The 17,042-nt window shown below is 64.7% G+C and carries 20 protein-coding genes; 13 read left to right on the top strand and 7 right to left on the bottom strand.

Translation table 11 applies throughout. The annotated features are described in order from the left end of the window. The first annotated feature begins 198 nt into the window (after nucleotides 1–198). The 10 genes from AC4D14_RS03360 (at nucleotide 199) to AC4D14_RS03315 (ending at nucleotide 8,607) form a co-directional block, all read left to right on the top strand. A complete protein-coding gene (locus AC4D14_RS03360) occupies nucleotides 199–1,116 on the top strand; it encodes a sugar-binding transcriptional regulator (protein WP_490900483.1) in 918 nt (305 codons plus the stop codon). A gap of 67 nt (nucleotides 1,117–1,183) precedes the next feature. Beyond that, nucleotides 1,184–2,023, top strand: a complete 840-nt coding sequence (locus AC4D14_RS03355; protein ID WP_490900151.1) for an aldo/keto reductase — start codon at nucleotides 1,184–1,186, stop codon at nucleotides 2,021–2,023. Further along, complete coding sequence (locus AC4D14_RS03350; protein WP_490900150.1) at nucleotides 2,020–2,958, top strand: alpha/beta fold hydrolase; 939 nt, start codon at nucleotides 2,020–2,022, stop codon at nucleotides 2,956–2,958. Before AC4D14_RS03355 ends, AC4D14_RS03350 begins: the two co-directional genes overlap by 4 nt. Continuing rightward, the gene (locus tag AC4D14_RS03345) at nucleotides 2,955–4,034 is read left to right on the top strand and encodes a glycosyltransferase family 4 protein (RefSeq protein ID WP_490900149.1); all 1,080 of its coding nucleotides are present in this window, start codon (nucleotides 2,955–2,957) and stop codon (nucleotides 4,032–4,034) included. The genes AC4D14_RS03350 and AC4D14_RS03345 overlap by 4 nt, the downstream gene beginning before the upstream one ends. 147 nt (nucleotides 4,035–4,181) lie before the next feature. Beyond that, complete coding sequence (locus AC4D14_RS03340) at nucleotides 4,182–4,748, top strand: hypothetical protein (protein ID WP_490900148.1); 567 nt, start codon at nucleotides 4,182–4,184, stop codon at nucleotides 4,746–4,748. A 122-nt stretch (nucleotides 4,749–4,870) separates the two neighbouring features. Continuing rightward, the gene (locus tag AC4D14_RS03335; RefSeq protein ID WP_490900147.1) at nucleotides 4,871–5,659 is read left to right on the top strand and encodes an SDR family NAD(P)-dependent oxidoreductase; all 789 of its coding nucleotides are present in this window, start codon (nucleotides 4,871–4,873) and stop codon (nucleotides 5,657–5,659) included. A 204-nt stretch (nucleotides 5,660–5,863) separates the two neighbouring features. After that, nucleotides 5,864–6,679 carry a 23S ribosomal RNA methyltransferase Erm gene (gene erm, locus AC4D14_RS03330; RefSeq protein ID WP_490900146.1) on the top strand — a complete coding sequence of 272 codons (816 nt, stop codon included), beginning with the start codon at nucleotides 5,864–5,866 and terminating at the stop codon, nucleotides 6,677–6,679. A gap of 57 nt (nucleotides 6,680–6,736) precedes the next feature. Then, nucleotides 6,737–7,219 (top strand): immunity protein CdiI family protein, encoded by a 483-nt coding sequence (locus AC4D14_RS03325; protein WP_490900145.1) that lies wholly within the window; start codon nucleotides 6,737–6,739, stop codon nucleotides 7,217–7,219. A gap of 220 nt (nucleotides 7,220–7,439) precedes the next feature. Then, on the top strand, nucleotides 7,440–8,306 hold the full coding sequence (locus AC4D14_RS03320) for a phytanoyl-CoA dioxygenase family protein (protein WP_490900144.1): 867 nt from the start codon (nucleotides 7,440–7,442) through the stop codon (nucleotides 8,304–8,306). A gap of 97 nt (nucleotides 8,307–8,403) precedes the next feature. After that, nucleotides 8,404–8,607, top strand: coding sequence for a hypothetical protein (locus AC4D14_RS03315; RefSeq protein WP_490900143.1), 204 nt, complete (start codon nucleotides 8,404–8,406; stop codon nucleotides 8,605–8,607). Nucleotides 8,608–8,650: 43 nt separating this feature from the next. On the opposite strand, the gene AC4D14_RS03310 is transcribed toward AC4D14_RS03315, so the two are convergent. Together AC4D14_RS03310 and AC4D14_RS03305 are read right to left on the bottom strand one after the other, a co-directional pair. Further along, nucleotides 8,651–8,872: a hypothetical protein gene (locus tag AC4D14_RS03310; protein WP_490900142.1), complete on the bottom strand. Its 222-nt coding sequence runs from the start codon at nucleotides 8,870–8,872 to the stop codon at nucleotides 8,651–8,653. Beyond that, nucleotides 8,869–10,260 (bottom strand): glycosyltransferase family 2 protein, encoded by a 1,392-nt coding sequence (locus AC4D14_RS03305; protein WP_490900141.1) that lies wholly within the window; start codon nucleotides 10,258–10,260, stop codon nucleotides 8,869–8,871. The genes AC4D14_RS03310 and AC4D14_RS03305 overlap by 4 nt, the downstream gene beginning before the upstream one ends. A 288-nt stretch (nucleotides 10,261–10,548) precedes the next feature. Between AC4D14_RS03305 and AC4D14_RS03300 the strand changes: the two genes are divergently transcribed. Both AC4D14_RS03300 and AC4D14_RS03295 read left to right on the top strand, forming a co-directional pair. After that, complete coding sequence (locus AC4D14_RS03300) at nucleotides 10,549–10,935, top strand: VOC family protein (protein WP_490900140.1); 387 nt, start codon at nucleotides 10,549–10,551, stop codon at nucleotides 10,933–10,935. Nucleotides 10,936–11,327: 392 nt separating this feature from the next. Then, complete coding sequence (locus AC4D14_RS03295) at nucleotides 11,328–11,750, top strand: hypothetical protein (protein WP_490900139.1); 423 nt, start codon at nucleotides 11,328–11,330, stop codon at nucleotides 11,748–11,750. Nucleotides 11,751–12,731: 981 nt separating this feature from the next. Here AC4D14_RS03295 and AC4D14_RS03290 read toward each other — a convergent pair. Next, on the bottom strand, nucleotides 12,732–12,950 hold the full coding sequence (locus tag AC4D14_RS03290; RefSeq protein ID WP_490900138.1) for a three-helix bundle dimerization domain-containing protein: 219 nt from the start codon (nucleotides 12,948–12,950) through the stop codon (nucleotides 12,732–12,734). A gap of 168 nt (nucleotides 12,951–13,118) precedes the next feature. Here AC4D14_RS03290 and AC4D14_RS03285 point away from each other — a divergent pair, with 168 nt between their 5' ends. Further along, nucleotides 13,119–13,580, top strand: a complete 462-nt coding sequence (locus AC4D14_RS03285; protein ID WP_490900137.1) for an iron chaperone — start codon at nucleotides 13,119–13,121, stop codon at nucleotides 13,578–13,580. A 109-nt stretch (nucleotides 13,581–13,689) separates the two neighbouring features. Here AC4D14_RS03285 and AC4D14_RS03280 read toward each other — a convergent pair whose 3' ends face one another. From AC4D14_RS03280 to AC4D14_RS03265, 4 genes are read right to left on the bottom strand one after another with little or no spacing between them, the layout of a single operon-like run. Then, nucleotides 13,690–14,346 carry a nucleoside/nucleotide kinase family protein gene (locus AC4D14_RS03280; protein WP_490900136.1) on the bottom strand — a complete coding sequence of 219 codons (657 nt, stop codon included), beginning with the start codon at nucleotides 14,344–14,346 and terminating at the stop codon, nucleotides 13,690–13,692. Continuing rightward, on the bottom strand, nucleotides 14,343–15,221 hold the full coding sequence (locus tag AC4D14_RS03275) for a sugar phosphate isomerase/epimerase family protein (protein WP_490900135.1): 879 nt from the start codon (nucleotides 15,219–15,221) through the stop codon (nucleotides 14,343–14,345). The genes AC4D14_RS03280 and AC4D14_RS03275 overlap by 4 nt, the downstream gene beginning before the upstream one ends. A 19-nt stretch (nucleotides 15,222–15,240) precedes the next feature. Further along, nucleotides 15,241–15,999, bottom strand: a complete 759-nt coding sequence (locus AC4D14_RS03270) for an ATP-binding cassette domain-containing protein (protein WP_490900134.1) — start codon at nucleotides 15,997–15,999, stop codon at nucleotides 15,241–15,243. Continuing rightward, the gene (locus tag AC4D14_RS03265; protein WP_490900133.1) at nucleotides 15,996–17,033 is read right to left on the bottom strand and encodes an ABC transporter permease; all 1,038 of its coding nucleotides are present in this window, start codon (nucleotides 17,031–17,033) and stop codon (nucleotides 15,996–15,998) included. The genes AC4D14_RS03270 and AC4D14_RS03265 overlap by 4 nt, the downstream gene beginning before the upstream one ends. Nucleotides 17,034–17,042: the final 9 nt, after the last annotated feature.

The following is a 17,042-nucleotide window of genomic DNA, read 5'->3' as shown; positions in this document are numbered from 1 at the left end:
CTTGAGAAACTGCTCTGGTAGATGACTGCCCGACCATTCTGGAGAGAGTGGGAATAGCAGTCAACCGATCTGCACAAACGTGCACGGGGGTGCGAGAATGGGGATGTGCACCAGATCGAGCCCACACCTTCCGCGGACGAGACCGACGACGGCGAAAGCGTGAGATACCGGGGCAGAGACGCCCTCCGCGCCGCTCAGATGTACTACCTCCAGGACCTGACGATGAACACGATCGCGCGCGAAATGCGCACGTCGCGCTCAACCGTCTCCCGCCTGCTGGCAGCGGCCCGGCAGAACGGGTTGGTGCAGATCCAGGTCAACAACCCCTCGGAACGCGCCCCTGCCCTCGAACAGCAGATCCGCCGCCTCTTCGGCGTCGAGGCCCACGTGGTGCCCGTCGCGCACACGGTCAGTGAGCCGGAGGCACTGGGGCGGGTGGCGCTCCAGGCGGCGCGCACCATCGGCCCCCTCGTTGATTCGAATGCGATCATCGGGGTGGCCTGGGGTTCCACCCTGAGCGCCGTGAGCCACCACCTCACCCGCAAGGTGGTCCATGACAGCACCGTGGTGCAGCTGAACGGCGCCGGGAACACGCAGACCACCGGCATCACCTACGCCAGCGAGATCCTGCGCCGCTTCGGCCAGTCCTACGGCATGCGCGTTGAACAGTTCCCGGTGCCTGCCTTCTTCGACCACGCCGCAACCAAGAAGGCGATGTGGAATGAGCGCAGCGTCAAGCGGATCCTCGACCTCCAGCACCGCATGACCATGGCGATCTTCGGCGTGGGTTCGATCGACGCGGGAATCCCGAGCCACGTGTACAGCGGCGGTTATCTGGACGAAGAGGATCTCCGGCAGCTCGCCGACAACGAAGTTGTGGGCGACGTGGCGACGATGTTCTTCCGCGCCGACGGCAGCCACCGCGACATCCTGCTCAACCAGCGAAGCACTGGCCCCGACCTCGACCGGCTGCGGGAGGTCCGGCGCCGGATCTGCGTCGTCTCCGGGGAATCGAAGATCAACGGGCTGCGCGGCGCGCTGGCGGCGGGGCTGGCCACCGACCTGATCCTCGATGAAGGGTCCGCCCGGCGCCTCGTCCACCTGGAGGGGCGGTGACGGGCGCGGGACCCGATTCCGGGCTCCGGTGTCAGGGCGGCGCGGCTGCGCTCGGTAGAGTCGATCCATGCGACTAGCCCCCAAAGCGCCGCTCAATAACGGCGTGGAAATCGATACTGTGGGATACGGCGTCTATAAGGTGCCACCCAGCGACACGGCCGCCCTGTGTGCGCTCGCGCTGGAGGCGGGATACCGGACGCTCGACACAGCAGCGCTCTATCAGAACGAGTCCGGCGTGGGCGAGGCCGTCCGGCGAGCCACGAAGACGTCGGGACTGGCGCGCACCGACATCTTCGTCACGACAAAGGTGCACAACGACGACCACGGGTACGACGCCGCCCTGCACGCCTTCGACGCGTCGCTTGAACGCCTCGGACTGGATTACGTCGACCTGTACCTGATCCACTGGCCCCAGCCGGCGCGCCACCTGTTCGTCGACACCTACAGGGCCCTTGAGCGGCTGTACCGCGATGGCAGGGTCAGGGCGATCGGGGTTTCAAACTTCCAGGAAGCCCACCTCCAGCAGTTGTTCGACGAGACCGAGGTGGTCCCAGCGGTCAACCAAATCGAAGTGCACCCCTACCTGCAGCAGCACGCACTTCGCTCGTTCAACGAGGAGCACGGCATTGCCACACAGGCCTGGAGCCCCCTCGGACGCGGAAACGTCCTCCGGGATCCCGTCGTTCAGCGAATTGCCGCTGAACTCGGACGGACGCCGGCTCAGGTGATCCTCAGGTGGCACGTGGACGGCGGAAACCTCGTGATTCCCAAGGCGAGCAGCGCCGAACGGATCGAGGGGAACCTCGACCTCTTCGATTTCAGCCTCAGTCCGGACCAGCGGGCGGCCCTCGACGGGCTCGACCGCGGCGAGCGCTTCGGTTCCCACCCGGACAAGGTGAACAAGTGAAGCGCCGCGGAATTACGTCCGATGCCGCGCCCCGGCGCCCCGAGCCGGCGGTCAAGCGGGCAGCCGAGCAGATCACCATCGCCTGGGACGGGAAACTCCAGGCTTACTGGGACTTTCCTCCCGCCGCGGAGGCAGCCGGCTCGTCGGAGAGCGCACCGCCCATCTTCATGGTCCACGGCTTCCGAGGCGATCACCACGGGCTCCTGCGCATCGTCGAGGGCCTCCCCCGCCACCGGGTGGTGGTGCCGGACCTCCCCGGCTTCGGTGCCTCCGAGGCACTGGCCGGCTCCCACGACACGGCCGCCTACGCCCGGTTCGTGCGGCACAGCCTCGACGTGCATGGGCTTGGGCCCGAAACGGTGATGCTGGGGCATTCCTTCGGCTCGGTCATTGCCGCGCGGTTCGCCGCGGAGAACCCTCGGCGGACCGCCGGCCTGATCCTGGTCAACCCCATCTGCGAACCCACCCTTGAAGGATCCAGCCGGGCAGCGTCCCGGGCCGCCGGGCTTTACTACGCCGCCGGGGCCAGCCTCCCCGAAAGGCCCGGTCTGGCGCTGCTTACCAACCCATTGATTGTCCGCGCCATGAGTGCCTTCATGGCCAAGACGAAGGATCCGGCACTACGGGCATACATCCACGACCAGCACGCACGCTACTTCAGCGCCTTTGCGGAGCGCAGGGTTGTCCTTGAAGCTTTCCGTGCCTCAATCTCCGGCACGGTGCGCGACAGCGCCGCCGCGTTGTCGGGCCCGGTGCTGCTGATTGCCGCCGAACTCGACGACCTGGGGTCGGTGGAGGGCCAGCGCAGCCTCGCCGCAATGATCTCCGGGGCGCGGCTTGAAATCCTTGGAGGAACAGGACACCTCGTGCACTACGAAAAACCCGTCGAAGCCGCGGCCCTGATCTCCGAATTCCTTGAGGAGCACTCGAAGTGAGGATCCTCATCGACGCCCGGTTCACTAGGACGGACCACCACGACGGAATCAGCCGCTACGGGGCGAGCCTGATCGGTGCCGTCTCCCGGCTGGCCGACGTCACAATGCTCATCAGCGATCCCCGCCAGTTGAAGCTGCTGCCCGATGTGCCGTACGTCCTTGCCAACAGCCCCCTCTCGCCCGCCGAACTCCTGGTGGCGCGGTCGGTGAACAAGCTGCATCCCGACGTCGTTGTCTGCCCGCTGCAGACGATGGGCACCTGGGGCCGGAAGTACCCGCTGATCCTGACCCTTCACGACCTCATCTACTACACCAATCCCACTCCCCCGCCGTTCCTGCCACTGCCGGTGCGGGCGCTGTGGCGCCTTTACCACCTTGCCTACTGGCCGCAGCGGCTGCTGCTGAACCGGGCCGACGTCGTCGCCACCATCTCCGAGGCCACGGCAGCCCTGATCAGGAAGCACCGCCTGACGCGGCGCCCCGTGCACATCGTCGGCAACGCCCCCCAGGAAACGGCGTTCACCCGGGATCCGGAGGTGGCACCGGAAAAGTCCCTCGTCTATATGGGTTCGTTCATGCCCTACAAGAACGTTGAGACGCTCATTGCGGGAATGGCCGGGCTTGAGGATTACACGCTGCACCTGCTCAGCAGGATCAGCGATGAGCGCCGGGCCAGCCTTGAAGAACTGGTTCCGCCGGGCGCCACGGTCGTCTTCCACAACGGTGTCAGCGATGAGGAGTACAACACGCTGCTGGGCCGTGCCACCGCCCTCGTGACCCTGTCGAAGGCCGAGGGATTCGGCCTGCCGGTTATCGAGGCGATGGCGACCGGCACTCCGGTGATCGCCAGCGACACGGAGATCTTCAGGGAGGTGGGCGGGTCGGCGGCCCTCTTCGTTGACCCCGACGACCCGCGGGCACTGACGGCGGCCGTGCGCCAGCTCAGCAATCCGGAGCGGTGGCGGCAGGCGGCCCGCGAGGGCCGCGAGCAGGCGGGAACCTACACGTGGGACCGCTCGGCCCGACAATTGCTCGAGGCGGCGGAGACGGCGATCAAGGTGCGCCGCGGCCGCTGAACCGATCGACCAGCCCGTCGCCTCCGACCGGACGAAAACCCTGCCCTGCCACCCGCAGGTAGGTCCCACCCTGCAGGCCCTTGCGAGCGATAGGCATTCAACCCGGCATTCCTTCGGGCTTCGCCGCGGGTGGAGTACCGTTCGGTCATGGACGACGTACCCGATGTGAAACTTGAACCGGCTCCGGAAGCGGTCGTCGCGCTGGCCGAACAAATCGTGTCCTCACCCTGGCCTGCCGGAGAGAGGGAGCGGGACGCCCACTTCCTGCGGCTCGGACTACAGCAGTGCGCGGCGGAAACCCGTGCCCCTGACCCGCCGTCCGCTGCCGGAGGTGGGTTCGTCGCACCCGGGATCGCCCTGACCGGAGGGTCGTGGACGTCGCATAACGGCAACCTCGTGAGCCTCGGCTTCTTCGTCTACGAAGGCACGCCGGGGGAATCCAAGGGGACGGAACAGGGTTACCGAGCCGTCCATGCGCGTTTGGTATCGCTGTATGGGCCGCCACGCGACGAGGCAGCGCATCCAGGCGGAAACGCCTCCTCGAACTGGCATGCGCAGGGAACCTCGATCGAGCTGTACTGCCATCTGGACCTGGCGCCGGTGGTCCAGTTCGGGTTCAGTTCCATCACCCGGACCGCTGCGTACGAGTCAATGATCGCCGACCTTTCCGAGCCGCCGACCTGGAGCAGAACCGGCCCGGGTGCCCCGGGCTGAATCAGCAGCGCCGCCGCGTGCCCGCATCCGCCGGTGCGGGTCTGCAGTGGGGCATGGGAGCTTTGGGCTCGTGAGTGTAGATACTGGGTGGACGGCCGTTCACTCATTGAAGGAGCGCGAGCATGACGCGGGAATATGCGGGCACCACGGCACTGATCACAGGAGCCAGTTCCGGCCTCGGGGAGGAATTCGCGCGGCAGTTGGCCCGCCGCGGGGCAGACCTGATCCTCGTGGCCCGCCGCGCCGACCGGCTCGAATCCCTCGCAGGGGAACTGCGCACCACCATGGGCCGAACAATCACTGTCATCCCCTCCGACCTTGCACGGGCCGGAGCTGGCCAAGCCCTGGCGGAGGCCGTTGCGGCGAAGGGGCTCAGCGTCGACACCCTCGTAAACAATGCCGGATTCGCCACCCGCGGAAGGTTTGAGGATGAGGACCCCGCGCGGATCCAAGAGGAGATCGGCCTGAACGTTGCGGCGCTGGTGGGCATTACCCGCGCCTTCTACCCGGGGATGCTCGCGTCCGGCAGGGGTGCCCTCGTCAACATCGCGAGCACGGCCGCCTACCAGCCCGTTCCGTTGATGGCTGTCTACGGGGCGACGAAGGCATTCGTGCTCAGTTTCACCGAGGCCCTGTGGTTTGAGGCCCGACACTCGGACCTCAAGATGCTTGCCCTGTCCCCGGGCGCGACCCGCACCGAGTTCTTTGACATCGCCGGTGAAGCGGCGCAGGTGGGAACCATGCAGACCGCCTCTGAGGTTGTGGCACTCGCGCTTGCCACCCTTGACCGGCCTCGCCCGGCACCCAGCGTCATCTCCGGAAGGGCGAACAAACTTTCGGCGTTCGCTTCGCGGATTCTCCCGCGCCGGGCCGTCGCGAAAATTTCCGGCACGGTCACCGGCCGAAAGTAGCCGTCATCCCGCGCAAGCCTGCATAGGGCAGGGTCAACGCCGGCAGGTGAGTGGTAATTTTGAATTATGGGTATCAACTCGCTGAGGCTGCGCCGCGCATAGCGGCGGGCTGATCCACTAACCGCAGCTTCGCCGCCATCTGGTTCACGCCGGTGCGGCCCGACCTCGCTGCCCGGCTCCAGCTACTTCACAGCGGAGCACACGTTGAATACCTTTGTCGGCGGCCGACACGAACTCGGCCAGAATCTTCTTATCGATCAGCGCGTCATCACCTCGATTGTCAGGGCACTCGAACCGGCGAACGAGCCCATCATCGAAGTGGGCGCCGGCCGCGGAGCCATAACCCGCCGGCTGGCCGCTCTCAACAGGCCGTTGACCGCCATCGAGATCGATCCAGTCCACATCGCGGCCCTGCAACGGACGATGCCGCCGCACGTGAACGTTCTCCAGGCCGATGTAATGCAGGTGCGGTTCCCTGCAACCCCCTTCACCATCGTGGGGAACATCCCGTTCCATCTGACCACTTCCATCCTGCGGCGGCTGCTTGCGACAGAGAACTGGACGGAAGCCGTCCTGCTAGTGCAGTGGGAGGTTGCTCGGCGACGGGCCGGGATCGGCGGAGCGACCCTCCTGACGGCGGCGACCTGGCCCTGGTTCGACTACAGAGTCGTGGCCAAGGTGCCGGCCTCCGCCTTCAAGCCCCGGCCGTCGATTGACGGCGGAATCCTCCACGTCCGCCGTCGGCCCCAGCCTCTGGTCGACCATGCCGACCCGTATAGGCGGTTCGTCCACCAGGTGTTCACCGGCAGGGGAAACGGGCTGCAACAGATCCTCGTGCGCACCGGGCGCTTCACCCAGGCTGGCGCACAACGGTGGCTCCGGGAGCAAGACATCAGCCCGCGCGCCCTCCCCCGCGAACTCAGCGCCACCCAGTGGGCTTCTCTGTGGAACGCGTCCTTCCCCTTGGGCATCACCCCGCGGCCGCGTGCCCTCCGAAGCAAGGGGCTTGCACCGCCTTGATATGTTCGAGGAAACCTGCGGTGCACGAGGGTTTCGTCCGAATAAGCGAGGTATTCGATGAATTTTTCCAATAACGATGTGCCCCCTCCCATCCGCATGTTTCCGGATTACGCGGACACAGTGCTTTGGTTCGTAGACGGCCCCGTGCCCTACGAAATTACCCATCTCAGCCGGGAACTTACCGAAGACCTCAAAGCCTGGGAAGAGTACTACTACGGCGCGCTGGACCGCGATTTCAAATTTGTTTCGGAGGAGCACGCGGCCGCCTTCGCGTTGCGGGGCAATGAGCTTGCCGAACGCGTCGCGCAGGAAGTGGGACACGAATTCGTTGTGGAATTGCACACCTACGAAGAAGGCGTTCCCCACCGGAGGGTGACAAGTGGTCTTCCCGCTTCGAATCGGAACGCAGAAGCGGCATTCTGGCAGATGGTGGCGTTGTGCGAGGAGGAAAGAGCCGGCTTCACTCCGGGGCGCGGTCCGTTCACGGCCCATATCCCCTCGGCAGATGCGACGTTCAAGCCCTCGGATGAGGAGGACTGAATTGCGATTTCTGGACGATGACGTTCCTCCCGGATTTACAGTGGCACACCGTCCTGACTGACCAGCCTTACCGCGACCTCAAGGCGTTGACGGGCTAGGATGGTGTGATTTGATTCGCGCCACCGAAAATTGCCTGCACAGCAGGGCAAATCGACGAAGGAAGCGCTTTGGGACGTCGTTAGTCCCAAAGGCTGCGGAATCCGTCGAAGGAAAGGAAATCATGACGACTCACACCAGCAACGTTGCCCCCGTGGAAATCCCGATCCCCGTTGGAGCCGATGAAGAGACGGCCGCCGCCGTGACCGGGCTGTACACCGAGGGCATCATCGGTCGGAAGGGAGCTTTTTCCCGTGAGTGGGCCCGCCAGATGGGCGAGGACATCGACGTCGCGTTCAGGGAGGCCCTCTCGCGCCCGAACGGCGCCGTCGGGCGCGGCCCCAACCGCCACTATGTCGAGATCCACCCGGAGCAGATGCGCGGATGGCTCGAGCTCGTCGACCACCCCTGGGTTCGCATGGTGTGCGAGTCCGTCCTGGGCCCGGACTACCAGTTTGTGGAACTCGGCTTTGACATCCCGGGCGTCGGCGCAGTCAACCAGCCATGGCACCGGGACTTCCCCATGCCGGAGGTAACCCGGGTGGGACGGCGGCTGAACTCGCTCGCCTTCAATGCCACCGCCGTCGACACCGAGGAAGACATGGGCCCCTTCGAGGTGGCACCGACCACCCAGTGGGACCTTCCGGATGGATTCGAGCACGAAATGTTCCCCCCGAAATCGGCATACGGCCGGTATGAGGCGCTCGCGCAGCGGAAATACCCGCAGATGGGTGACATCTCCGCACGGTCGGCACTGACCATCCACCGAGGCACGCAGAATCATTCGCAGAAGTCCCGCCCCGTTCTGGTGCTTGGGGTAGACGCCCCGGGAGCCGGGAACGCGGAGCACCATGACATGGCGGTCACCCGCGGGTTCTACGATTCGCTTCCTGAGCGGGTCCGCCACCACCTCAGCTGCCCAATCGTGGATGAGCTGACGCCAATCACGCAGAAGCACTCCATCGAAGGCCTCATGATGGGTGATGCCTGATCCGCGCCGTCGGCGCCCTGATTCGGCCTTTGCGCGGCCCGGGCCTCATGGCGGGCAGCGGGGGTACCGGCTTCCGCTGCCCGGAGAGTCCCGCTAGTTGAGCACCGAGAAGCCCGGCCAAAGGGTGAACTGGACCGCGGCCGGCTGGGGCCTGGCCAGCGCATTCCTTGCCCTGGTCGCCGTCGTCCTGATCTCCGATTCTCAGTCGGGGTTTGGCATTGCCGGTGGCTGCCTCATCCTGGGGGCAGCCGCACTGCTCGGCGCGCGGGCGGTCGTTGCGCTGAGGGCACACCAGGAATAAGACGGATGGGCCGGACGCGGTAATGGAAAAACTGCGCTGACGACTAGTAGGGGGCGTCCGGGTAGATGCTGCGGGTTTCCTGGCGCTCCCGGCGTGTCCGCAGCCACGCCGGAGGGTGGGCCTTCGGCAGCACCTTCACCACGGCCAGTGCGGTGTACATGACGGTGTTGATTGCCACGACCGTCGCCAGGATGGCGAACACCTCGCTATGCAGAATCGATTCAGGAAACAGGATTCCCATCGAGATGTGCAGTCCGTTGGTCATGATATCGGCTCCGCCTTCTCCTGCTCCCGGACGCGGGTCACGTGCTTCCAGTTGGCCGTGCGGCCAAGCGAGATATCGATGATCCCCTTGACGTAGACGATATTGAGGAACATGTCGAAGAACAGTTCCGGGAAAAGCGGCGCGGCCAACAGGCGGGCGCGCCAGCCTCCCTTCCACACCGTAACGACGCGTTCAACGATAAAGAGGGCACCCAGTCCCACCCAGAACGGGAACCAAACCCATTCATCGAGGGAGAACACCATGAGGAAAACGAGAAGCACATACGCGCTGAGCGCGATCACCCCATACCCGATGCCCAACTGCTGCGCCCAGTAGCGCATTGTCTGAGGAGTGACCCCGTAAGCGCCGATATTCTCGAGGGCACCGCGCTGCCACCGGAGCCGCTGCGCCCACAGGGTGGACCAGGTTGGCATCAGCTCCGTGACCACGGTGCATTCGCTCGGGGAAATGATGAGTGCGCCTAGGGACTTGAGGGCAATCGTGAGCTCATTGTCCTCAGTGAGTGCCGCCGTGTCGTAGACATCACCTGGGGTTCCGGGGATCGTCCGCCCCCTCTCGTCCGCAATAGTCCGCAAGGCGACCGGCCGGAAGAGCGATGCCGTCCCCGTCAGGACAAAGACGCGCCCGCGGCGGCGCCGGATCTCGCGGCTGTACCGGATGTACTCATTGCGCTGGAACTGGCCCAGAATGCCGTGTCCCGGCTCTCCATAGAACAGTCCGCCGACCGCCATGAGACCCCGGTCATCGGCGAAACGCCGCACCGCTGCGGCGAGGAATCCGTCGTCGAGTTGGGTATCCGCATCCATCACCATGACGACGTCGTTTGGCCCGTGCGATGGAAGGATCTGCTTGAGCGCCTGATTCAGCGCGCCTGCCTTCTTCTTCGTGTTGTGCACCGATTCAATCACTTCCACGCCGGCACGGCGGGCCAGCGCGACAGTAGCATCGGTGCAGTTGTCCGCCACGACCACGATGCGCTCCGGCGGATGGGACTGGGCCTGAAGGGAAGCAATCGTTGAGGGCAGCGATGCTTCCTCGTTGTGCGCGGGGATCAGCACGGTAACCGTCACCGGCCCGTCGTAGACACCCCGGGTGGCCGCCATGACGATCCTGGGGGCCAGCGGAGCGATGTCGGCGTTAGCCGACCGCCGGGAGCGGGTGGCAATCCGCTGTTCAAGCAACGCCACCCCGGCGGCCAGCAGCACGGCCAACGCAACGGCGACAACCAGTACCCGGACGGGTGGTGCATCAGTGTTGTAAAGCACCCTCCAGGCGCCGAGGACGACGCCGGGGGTCGCACCGTCAGACGGCGAAGGGCCCCCGGCCGCAACGGCGATCCACAGCAGAGCGGCCGCGCCTCCGGCCAATAGCGCTATTACGAGACCTACTGTCCGATGAAATCGTCCCCTGCCCATTTGCCAGACATTACCAGTGTGCGTGATTCACTTCCGCCACAACAGATTAGACGATTATGCAAATATTTTTTCATGCCGAACGGAATTCCCACTTTGGCCCATCGGGCGTTGGAGGCCGCAGGACGAGGTGTTCAAGGGGTAACGGGTTGAACCTGTAGGAGCACGAGCCTACGCTGGTCCCCATCACCGCCGGGCTAGGTTGGGGGCGGCTTCTGTGAACCGGACTGAAGGGGAGGGCTCATGGAACGGGTAACGGGAATTGGCGGGGTGTTCGTGACCGGCACACGACCTGCCGAGCTGGCGCAGTGGTACAGCGACATGCTCGGTGTCGACACTCCACCGGAGTCGTACGATGCGAGTCCCTGGTGGCAGGACGCCGGACCTACGGTCTTCGCCGTAATGCCGCCTGACTCCGAGCACGTGGGCGGCAAGGGGCATTCATGGTCGCTGAATTTCCGCGTAGCCGATCTTGACGCAATGGTCGGCCAGCTGCGTCGAGGCGGTGTATCGGTTGAAGTTGACCAGGAGGTGTATCCAAACGGTCGGTTCGCTTCACTACACGACCCGGAAGGCAACCAGGTTCAGCTGTGGCAGCCCGGTGGTGCGGAGGCCGAGGGCAGCAGCTGACAGGCGGGTTGCCGCCGATGGCGGTGGCTCGGCACGCGCACGTGCTGGACTAGGTTTCGTTAATGCCCTGGGAGTGGTGATGAAGCCGCTGCAGTGCACTGGGCGGACCGCGCCGGCTCTTTTGCGGTGGCCGGCCGTCGTCTAGGCTTAAGTCGTGCCTTTTGAGGCCGTGTAGGAATGGCTCCGCTGGGGTAGTCGGACCGACCACGTGAAAACCGCATCGAATGCACCGGAGACGAACGGCTCCCGGCACTGAGGCTGGCGGCTGCTCGAACTCAGCTGCATCCGCTCTGGGCAAAAGCGGACGGACCCGCCGGACATCCGGTCGCAGCGCCGATGAAGCGCGCCCGTCCCCATCACCGATCCGGCGTTCATGGAAGTAGAAACCCATCATGAAAAAGTCGCTCAGCTGGCGGCTGTTGATCCTTGTTGCCGGGACGCTGCTTGGCTTGCTTGCGGGCCTGGGCCTTTCAGCTCCCGTGGTTGCTGCCCCCGTCCAGGCCGTAACCGCTGCGGATCAGAACCGGGACAACAGCGGCGACCTTACGTTGAAGGTCGACCGCGACGGCAAGCTGAAGGTCATCGGCAAGGATTACGAGGCCAAGAAGGTCTATGTGAAGATCGTCCAGACCAATCACAAGGGCAAGGACAAGGTAATCGACGAGCGTAACGTGCGCACGCATCGCGGCGAGTTCAAGTTCGACAGCAAGAAGGCCAAGTGCGGCAACGACTACCGGGCTCACAGCTACAGCAAGAAAGACGGCTGGGACAAGAGCAATAAGGTCAAGATCGACTGCGGCAAGGACGGTCACTAGCGCAAGGAGCATCCATCACCGTCTTCTGGCCTCATAACGGACGCCTCGGCAGGAGAATCCAAGCAGGCAGAGGGCTGGTGCAATGGCCCACCAGCTATGGACGGCGTCGGCCCGCCCTCGCTCCACAAGCGAGGGCGGGCCTTCCAATGCCGGAGGGCAACAGGCATTGGATCGGCAGCAAGCGCCAGTTGAGCCTGTGTTGAGGAGACGTGATTGTGGTGTCTGGGCGCGTCGGGTCCCGGCTGCAGCGGACCATCGAATCGAAAAAGGACCAACGGCGCCCGCCGTCGGACCGATTCATGCTTCTACAATGAACCATTGCGATCTATGGGGGAAAGATGCAGCAGTCCTTTGCCAGTGTTCTTACCGCGGCCCTTGCAGTACTTGCCCTGTCGGCGTGCGGCTCTCAGCAACCGCCGGCGGATGAGTCCGCCACCGAGGCGGTGGGCCCCCTGCCCCGTTCGGTCACTTCAACATCGGCCCCAGCGGGCCCCTCGCCCCAACCGCCGCCGTCGGTGCCAACAACCGGTCTGCCGTCAGCGGACTTCTGCGGGGCCGGCGAAACGTACCTCGGAAAGTTCCCTGACCTTCCTCGAGTGGATCCTCCGGCGGGAACAACCCCGCTGCCGTCGGAGGGCATGTGTGTGTACACGGCCTCCGTCGGGGAAGTCTACGCACCCATCGCAACCCTTGGTGCCCTGAGCCTGTCCGGCGGCGGCGATGAACTCGACATGATCAGACAAAGCTGCGACGAAGGCGGACAACTTTCGCCGGGTGACACCCGAATCAGTGCGGAGTGGATCCAGTCCCGCGGTTGGTCTGGCTGGACTGGGAGCAATGGCCCCGCTCAGCAGGCAACGCTGTGCACTGACAGTCACTACTTCACCGCCGCCTTGGTGAACGTCCCCGGGTCCACGTCCGAGCATGCCTTGGACGCGATCCTGGCTTCCATCGACTGAAGCTCAGCCTTATTCGGGCCGGCTAGCGGTCGTGGTGCTGACCGGTGAATTCGCGGTGGATCCGGTTTCGGGCACTGTGCTCGACGAGGGTCGGAATGTACGTCCGGATCCGGCCTCCGTCCAAGGTGTCGTACTCCTCCTCGACGATGACCTCGACCTGCGGTCGCGGGGCCTCCGGGTAGCGGGCCGCCAGCCGGTCAACGATGCGCATGACGATATGGTCCTTGCTGTCCTCGTTCATCGGCTCAGTGTAGCCAGCCCATCGCGGGGCGGCAGATCATTACGAAGCGCTCCCACGGCTAAGGGCGCCCCCCCAGGCCTACTCAACCGGCGCAATCAAGTAGTTCCACATAAGCCGCCGCTTCCTATGATGAGGATGGTGGGATCAGATCGTAGAGAGGAACTTGCCATGCAGGAGACGGAAAGCACCGACAAAAACGCCAAGGCGCAGGACGGATTCACCGACGAGGAACGGGTCGCGATGAAGGAGCGCGCTCGGGAGCTCAAGGCGGCATCACGCCGGCCGCGGGGCGCCAAGGCCGATGGTGAAAGCGACGTGCTCGAGAAGATCGCCGAGATGCCCGAATCTGATCGCGTCATCGCCGAGCGGATCCACGCCATCATCAAGGCCAGCGCACCAGAACTCGTACCGAAAACCTGGTACGGGATGCCCGCGTATGCCAAGGACGGCAAAGTCGTCTGCTACTTCCAAAGCTCGCACAAGTTCAAGTCACGGTATGCGACGTTCGGGTTCGATAACGCGGCGAACCTCGATGACGGCACAATGTGGCCCACGTCGTTCGCCCTGACGAAGCTGACCGCCGCCGATGAGGCAACGATCAGCGCGCTGGTCAAGAAGGCCGCAAGCTAGGGCAGGACGGTCCTAACACTGAATACTGTGGGTTTCCCTGCCCCAGGCACCGCACGCCGCTCCCACGCCGCCGCACCACGCCGCCAACCCAGGCTGCTGGCCGCCTGCGTCAGAGCCGGGCGACATCCTCGAGCGTAACGATCAGGTCCGCCCGGTCCCTCGTGCTGCGGATGAGACGGGCGTTGCGTTCATCCACGTTTGCCACCCAGTCAGTGGCAGCAGCGGGACTTTTCCCGAAGCGGATGTGCCGGGCGATGAGCCGTTCCACCCGGAGCTGGTCATCCTGCTCGCAGTACCAAATCTCGGTGCACTGGGATTGGACGTTGCGCCAGCCGGGTTCGTCAAGCAGGAGGTAATTGCCCTCGGTGAGGATCGTGGTTGCCGACGGGTGAACCGGGATCGCTCCTGCGAGGGGCTGTTCAATGGTGCGTTCAAAGCCCGGTGCATACACCACGGCCTCCCGCGGTCCACGGAGCCTCTCTAGGAGGGCCGCATAACCGTACGCATCGAAGGTATCCGGCGCTCCCTTGCGGTCGAGCCGGTCGAGGCGGGCCAGTTCGACGTCGGCCAAGTGGTAGCCGTCCATCGGCACATGCGCATGACGTTGGCGCTCGGGCGCGGACTCTTCGGCGTTGAGCCGGACCATGAGCTGCTCAACGAGCGTGGTCTTGCCGGCCCCCGGAGCCCCGACCACCCCGATAATGACCGGTGCGGGATGGGATTCCTGAAGGAGCGCGATCCGTTCGAGAAGATCCTCCAGCGTCACCGCGCCGCCTGGCTTGCGTGGAGCTGGTTCTGCATGAAGGTCCGGGCGTGCACGGCGAGGTCCTCGCTGTCGGTCCACAGGTTCCGCCACACCGCGAGGTCGTTGGACAACCCCCGGGCGACGACAGCCGAGGAGAAGCTTTCGAAGGTGATGGCGCCGGTGTAGTTGATGCCGGCGAGGGCGTGGAAGAACGAGGTGAAGTCAAGGTGTCCCGAACCGAGGTAGCCCCGGTGGTTTTCCCCGATATGAACGTAGCCAAGCCGCTCCCCCACCTCGTACACGGGGGTGACAAGGTCATTCTCCTCGATGTTCATATGGTAGGTGTCGAGGTGGATCAGGACGTTGTCCTCGCCGATGTCGTCTGCCAGCCGCAATGCGTCCCGTGCGGTGTTGATGACGTTGGTTTCGTACCTGTTGCAGATCTCCAGCCCGAGGGTCATGGAGCGGGACTGCGCCTCGGCGGCGAGGTCCTTCAGGACCCTCACCACGTTGTTCCTGCCGGCGGCTGTCATGGGCGCCCCGTATTTGCCCAAAGCGCTGAAGAGCGCGCCGGTGAAATGCGTGCCTCCCATCTCGTGGGTGATGCGCAGGGAGTCCTGCAGAAGTTTTGCGCCGCGGTCCACGGTCGCCGTGTCGTCACTGGAGACGTCCGCATCGAAGGCCAGGCCGCGTGAACACACCACGTCCAGGTTGTTGTCCGCGAGCAGCTTCCGAGCGTGGCCGACGTCGAGGTTGAGGGAGTCGTGCAGAGAGAACTCGACGAGATCGTAACCGGCGGCGGCCGTACGCGTGATGACGGTCTCGACCGATTCCCGCGAGGTGTCCCCTGCCCAGACGAGGGCGTGGACGCCGAGTGCGTTGGTTGTTGTTGTCATAGTCATGTGTTCCTTTGCTCTACTGCTCACGGGAGCCAGTGATGAGGGCAACGATTTCGTCGCCGGTGGTCTCGTTGGTGCGCCGGCCTGCAACACAGCGGCCGGCCCGCATCACCCAGACCTGGTCACTAAGGCGCATGACCTGGCTGAAGTTGTGGCTGATAAGGAGCACTGAATGTCCGTCGTCACGCAGCTTCAGGATCAGCTGCTCCACCTTGGCGGTCTCCTGCACGCCAAGGGCGGCGGTCGGTTCGTCCATGATGACGAGCTTCGAGCTGAAGCCCGCGGCCCGGCAGATCGACACCGCCTGCCGCTGCCCGCCGGACAGCCGACGGACCTTCGATTTCACGGCTGGGACGTTCACCGCGAGCGTCGACACCATCCTCTCGGCTTCCTCACGCATGGCCTTGCGGTTCAGGAACCGGATGGGACCGACGCCGCGGGTTATCTCACGGTTGAGGAACAGGTTCTGCCAGACGGTGAGATCGTCGACGAGCGCCAGATTCTGATGCACGGTTTCGATGCCCTTTTCCCGGGCGTCCTCAGGATTGCGGAAGTGTATTTCTTCGCCGTCGAAACGGATCGATCCCGACTGTGCACGGTGGATGCCCGCGATGCAGCGCACCAGGGTGGACTTCCCGGCGCCGTTGTCTCCCACGAGTGCGGTGATCTCCCCCGGGGCGAGGGTGACACTGACGTTCCGCAGTGCTCTGACGCTCCCGAAGGAGAGGGACACATCACGGACGTCGACGATGGGCTCGGTGATGGTTGTGGTCATTTCTGGAACCTCGAGAGTAGGGCGGCAAGAATGACGACGATGCCGACGGCCAGTGGCTGGTAGAACTGCGAGACGTTCATCAGGGTGAGCCCGTTGGTGAGGACGGTCAGCAGCAGCGCGCCCACGATGGGCCCGAAGATGTTGCCTCGGCCTCCGGTGAGGCTGACGCCCCCGAGGACGACGGCGGCGACGGAGTTGAGCAGGAAGGTGGTGTTCGCTGCCGGTTCGGACGCCCCCACCCGAGCGATGAGCATGATTGCTGCGATGCCGGCAAGAACACCCGAGATGGTGTAGACCGCGATCTTGATCCGTGCCGTGCTGATGCCGGTGGCCTGCGCTGCTTCCTTCGACCCGCCGGTGGCGAAGAGGTGAGTGCCGAAGCGGGTTCGGAAGAGCACCACGTGCGCTAGGACGGCGATCACGGCGGCCACAAGGAACGGAAAGCCGAAGATCAGCAGCCCGTGTGTTGAGAAGTTGATGAGGTCCACGCTGAACACGGAGATCGGCTTTCCGTCGGACAGGACCAGGGCCAGCCCGGAGGCGACCGAGAGGGATCCGAGGGTCACGATGAAGTCCGTAATCTTGCCTTTGGCCACCAGGATGCCGTTGAGCAACCCGATCAGCGTGCCGGCTACGACGGCCGCGAGCATGCTCACAACCAGACCGGCCCCTTGGGAGAAGGCGATGCCGAAGGCGATTACTCCAAGCGTCATGGTTGAGGCGACGGACAGGTCGATTCCGTCGCTTAGGATCACGAATGCCTGCCCGATGGTCAGCACCATCAGGATGGACGACGCCACGAGGATCGACTGGACGTTCCCCAGGGTCAGGAACACAGGGTTCAGCGCGGTGAAGACGATCACCAGCAGCACCAGCCCGATGATGGCGGCGTGGTCGGCCCAGAATCCGATGCGCCGCAGGTTGGAGTACCAGCGGTCGCCCTGAGCCGTGGCAGGGGGGCCGGAGCGGCTGGGCCTGGTCGCCGGCGGAGTGTTCCCCACCGGAGTTGGGGGTGTGTGCGAAACGGAGGACATGGCGCCTGG

The organism is Arthrobacter sp. TJ-254, from assembly GCF_058269175.1.
This window is presented reverse-complemented; position numbering and strand designations above follow the sequence as displayed.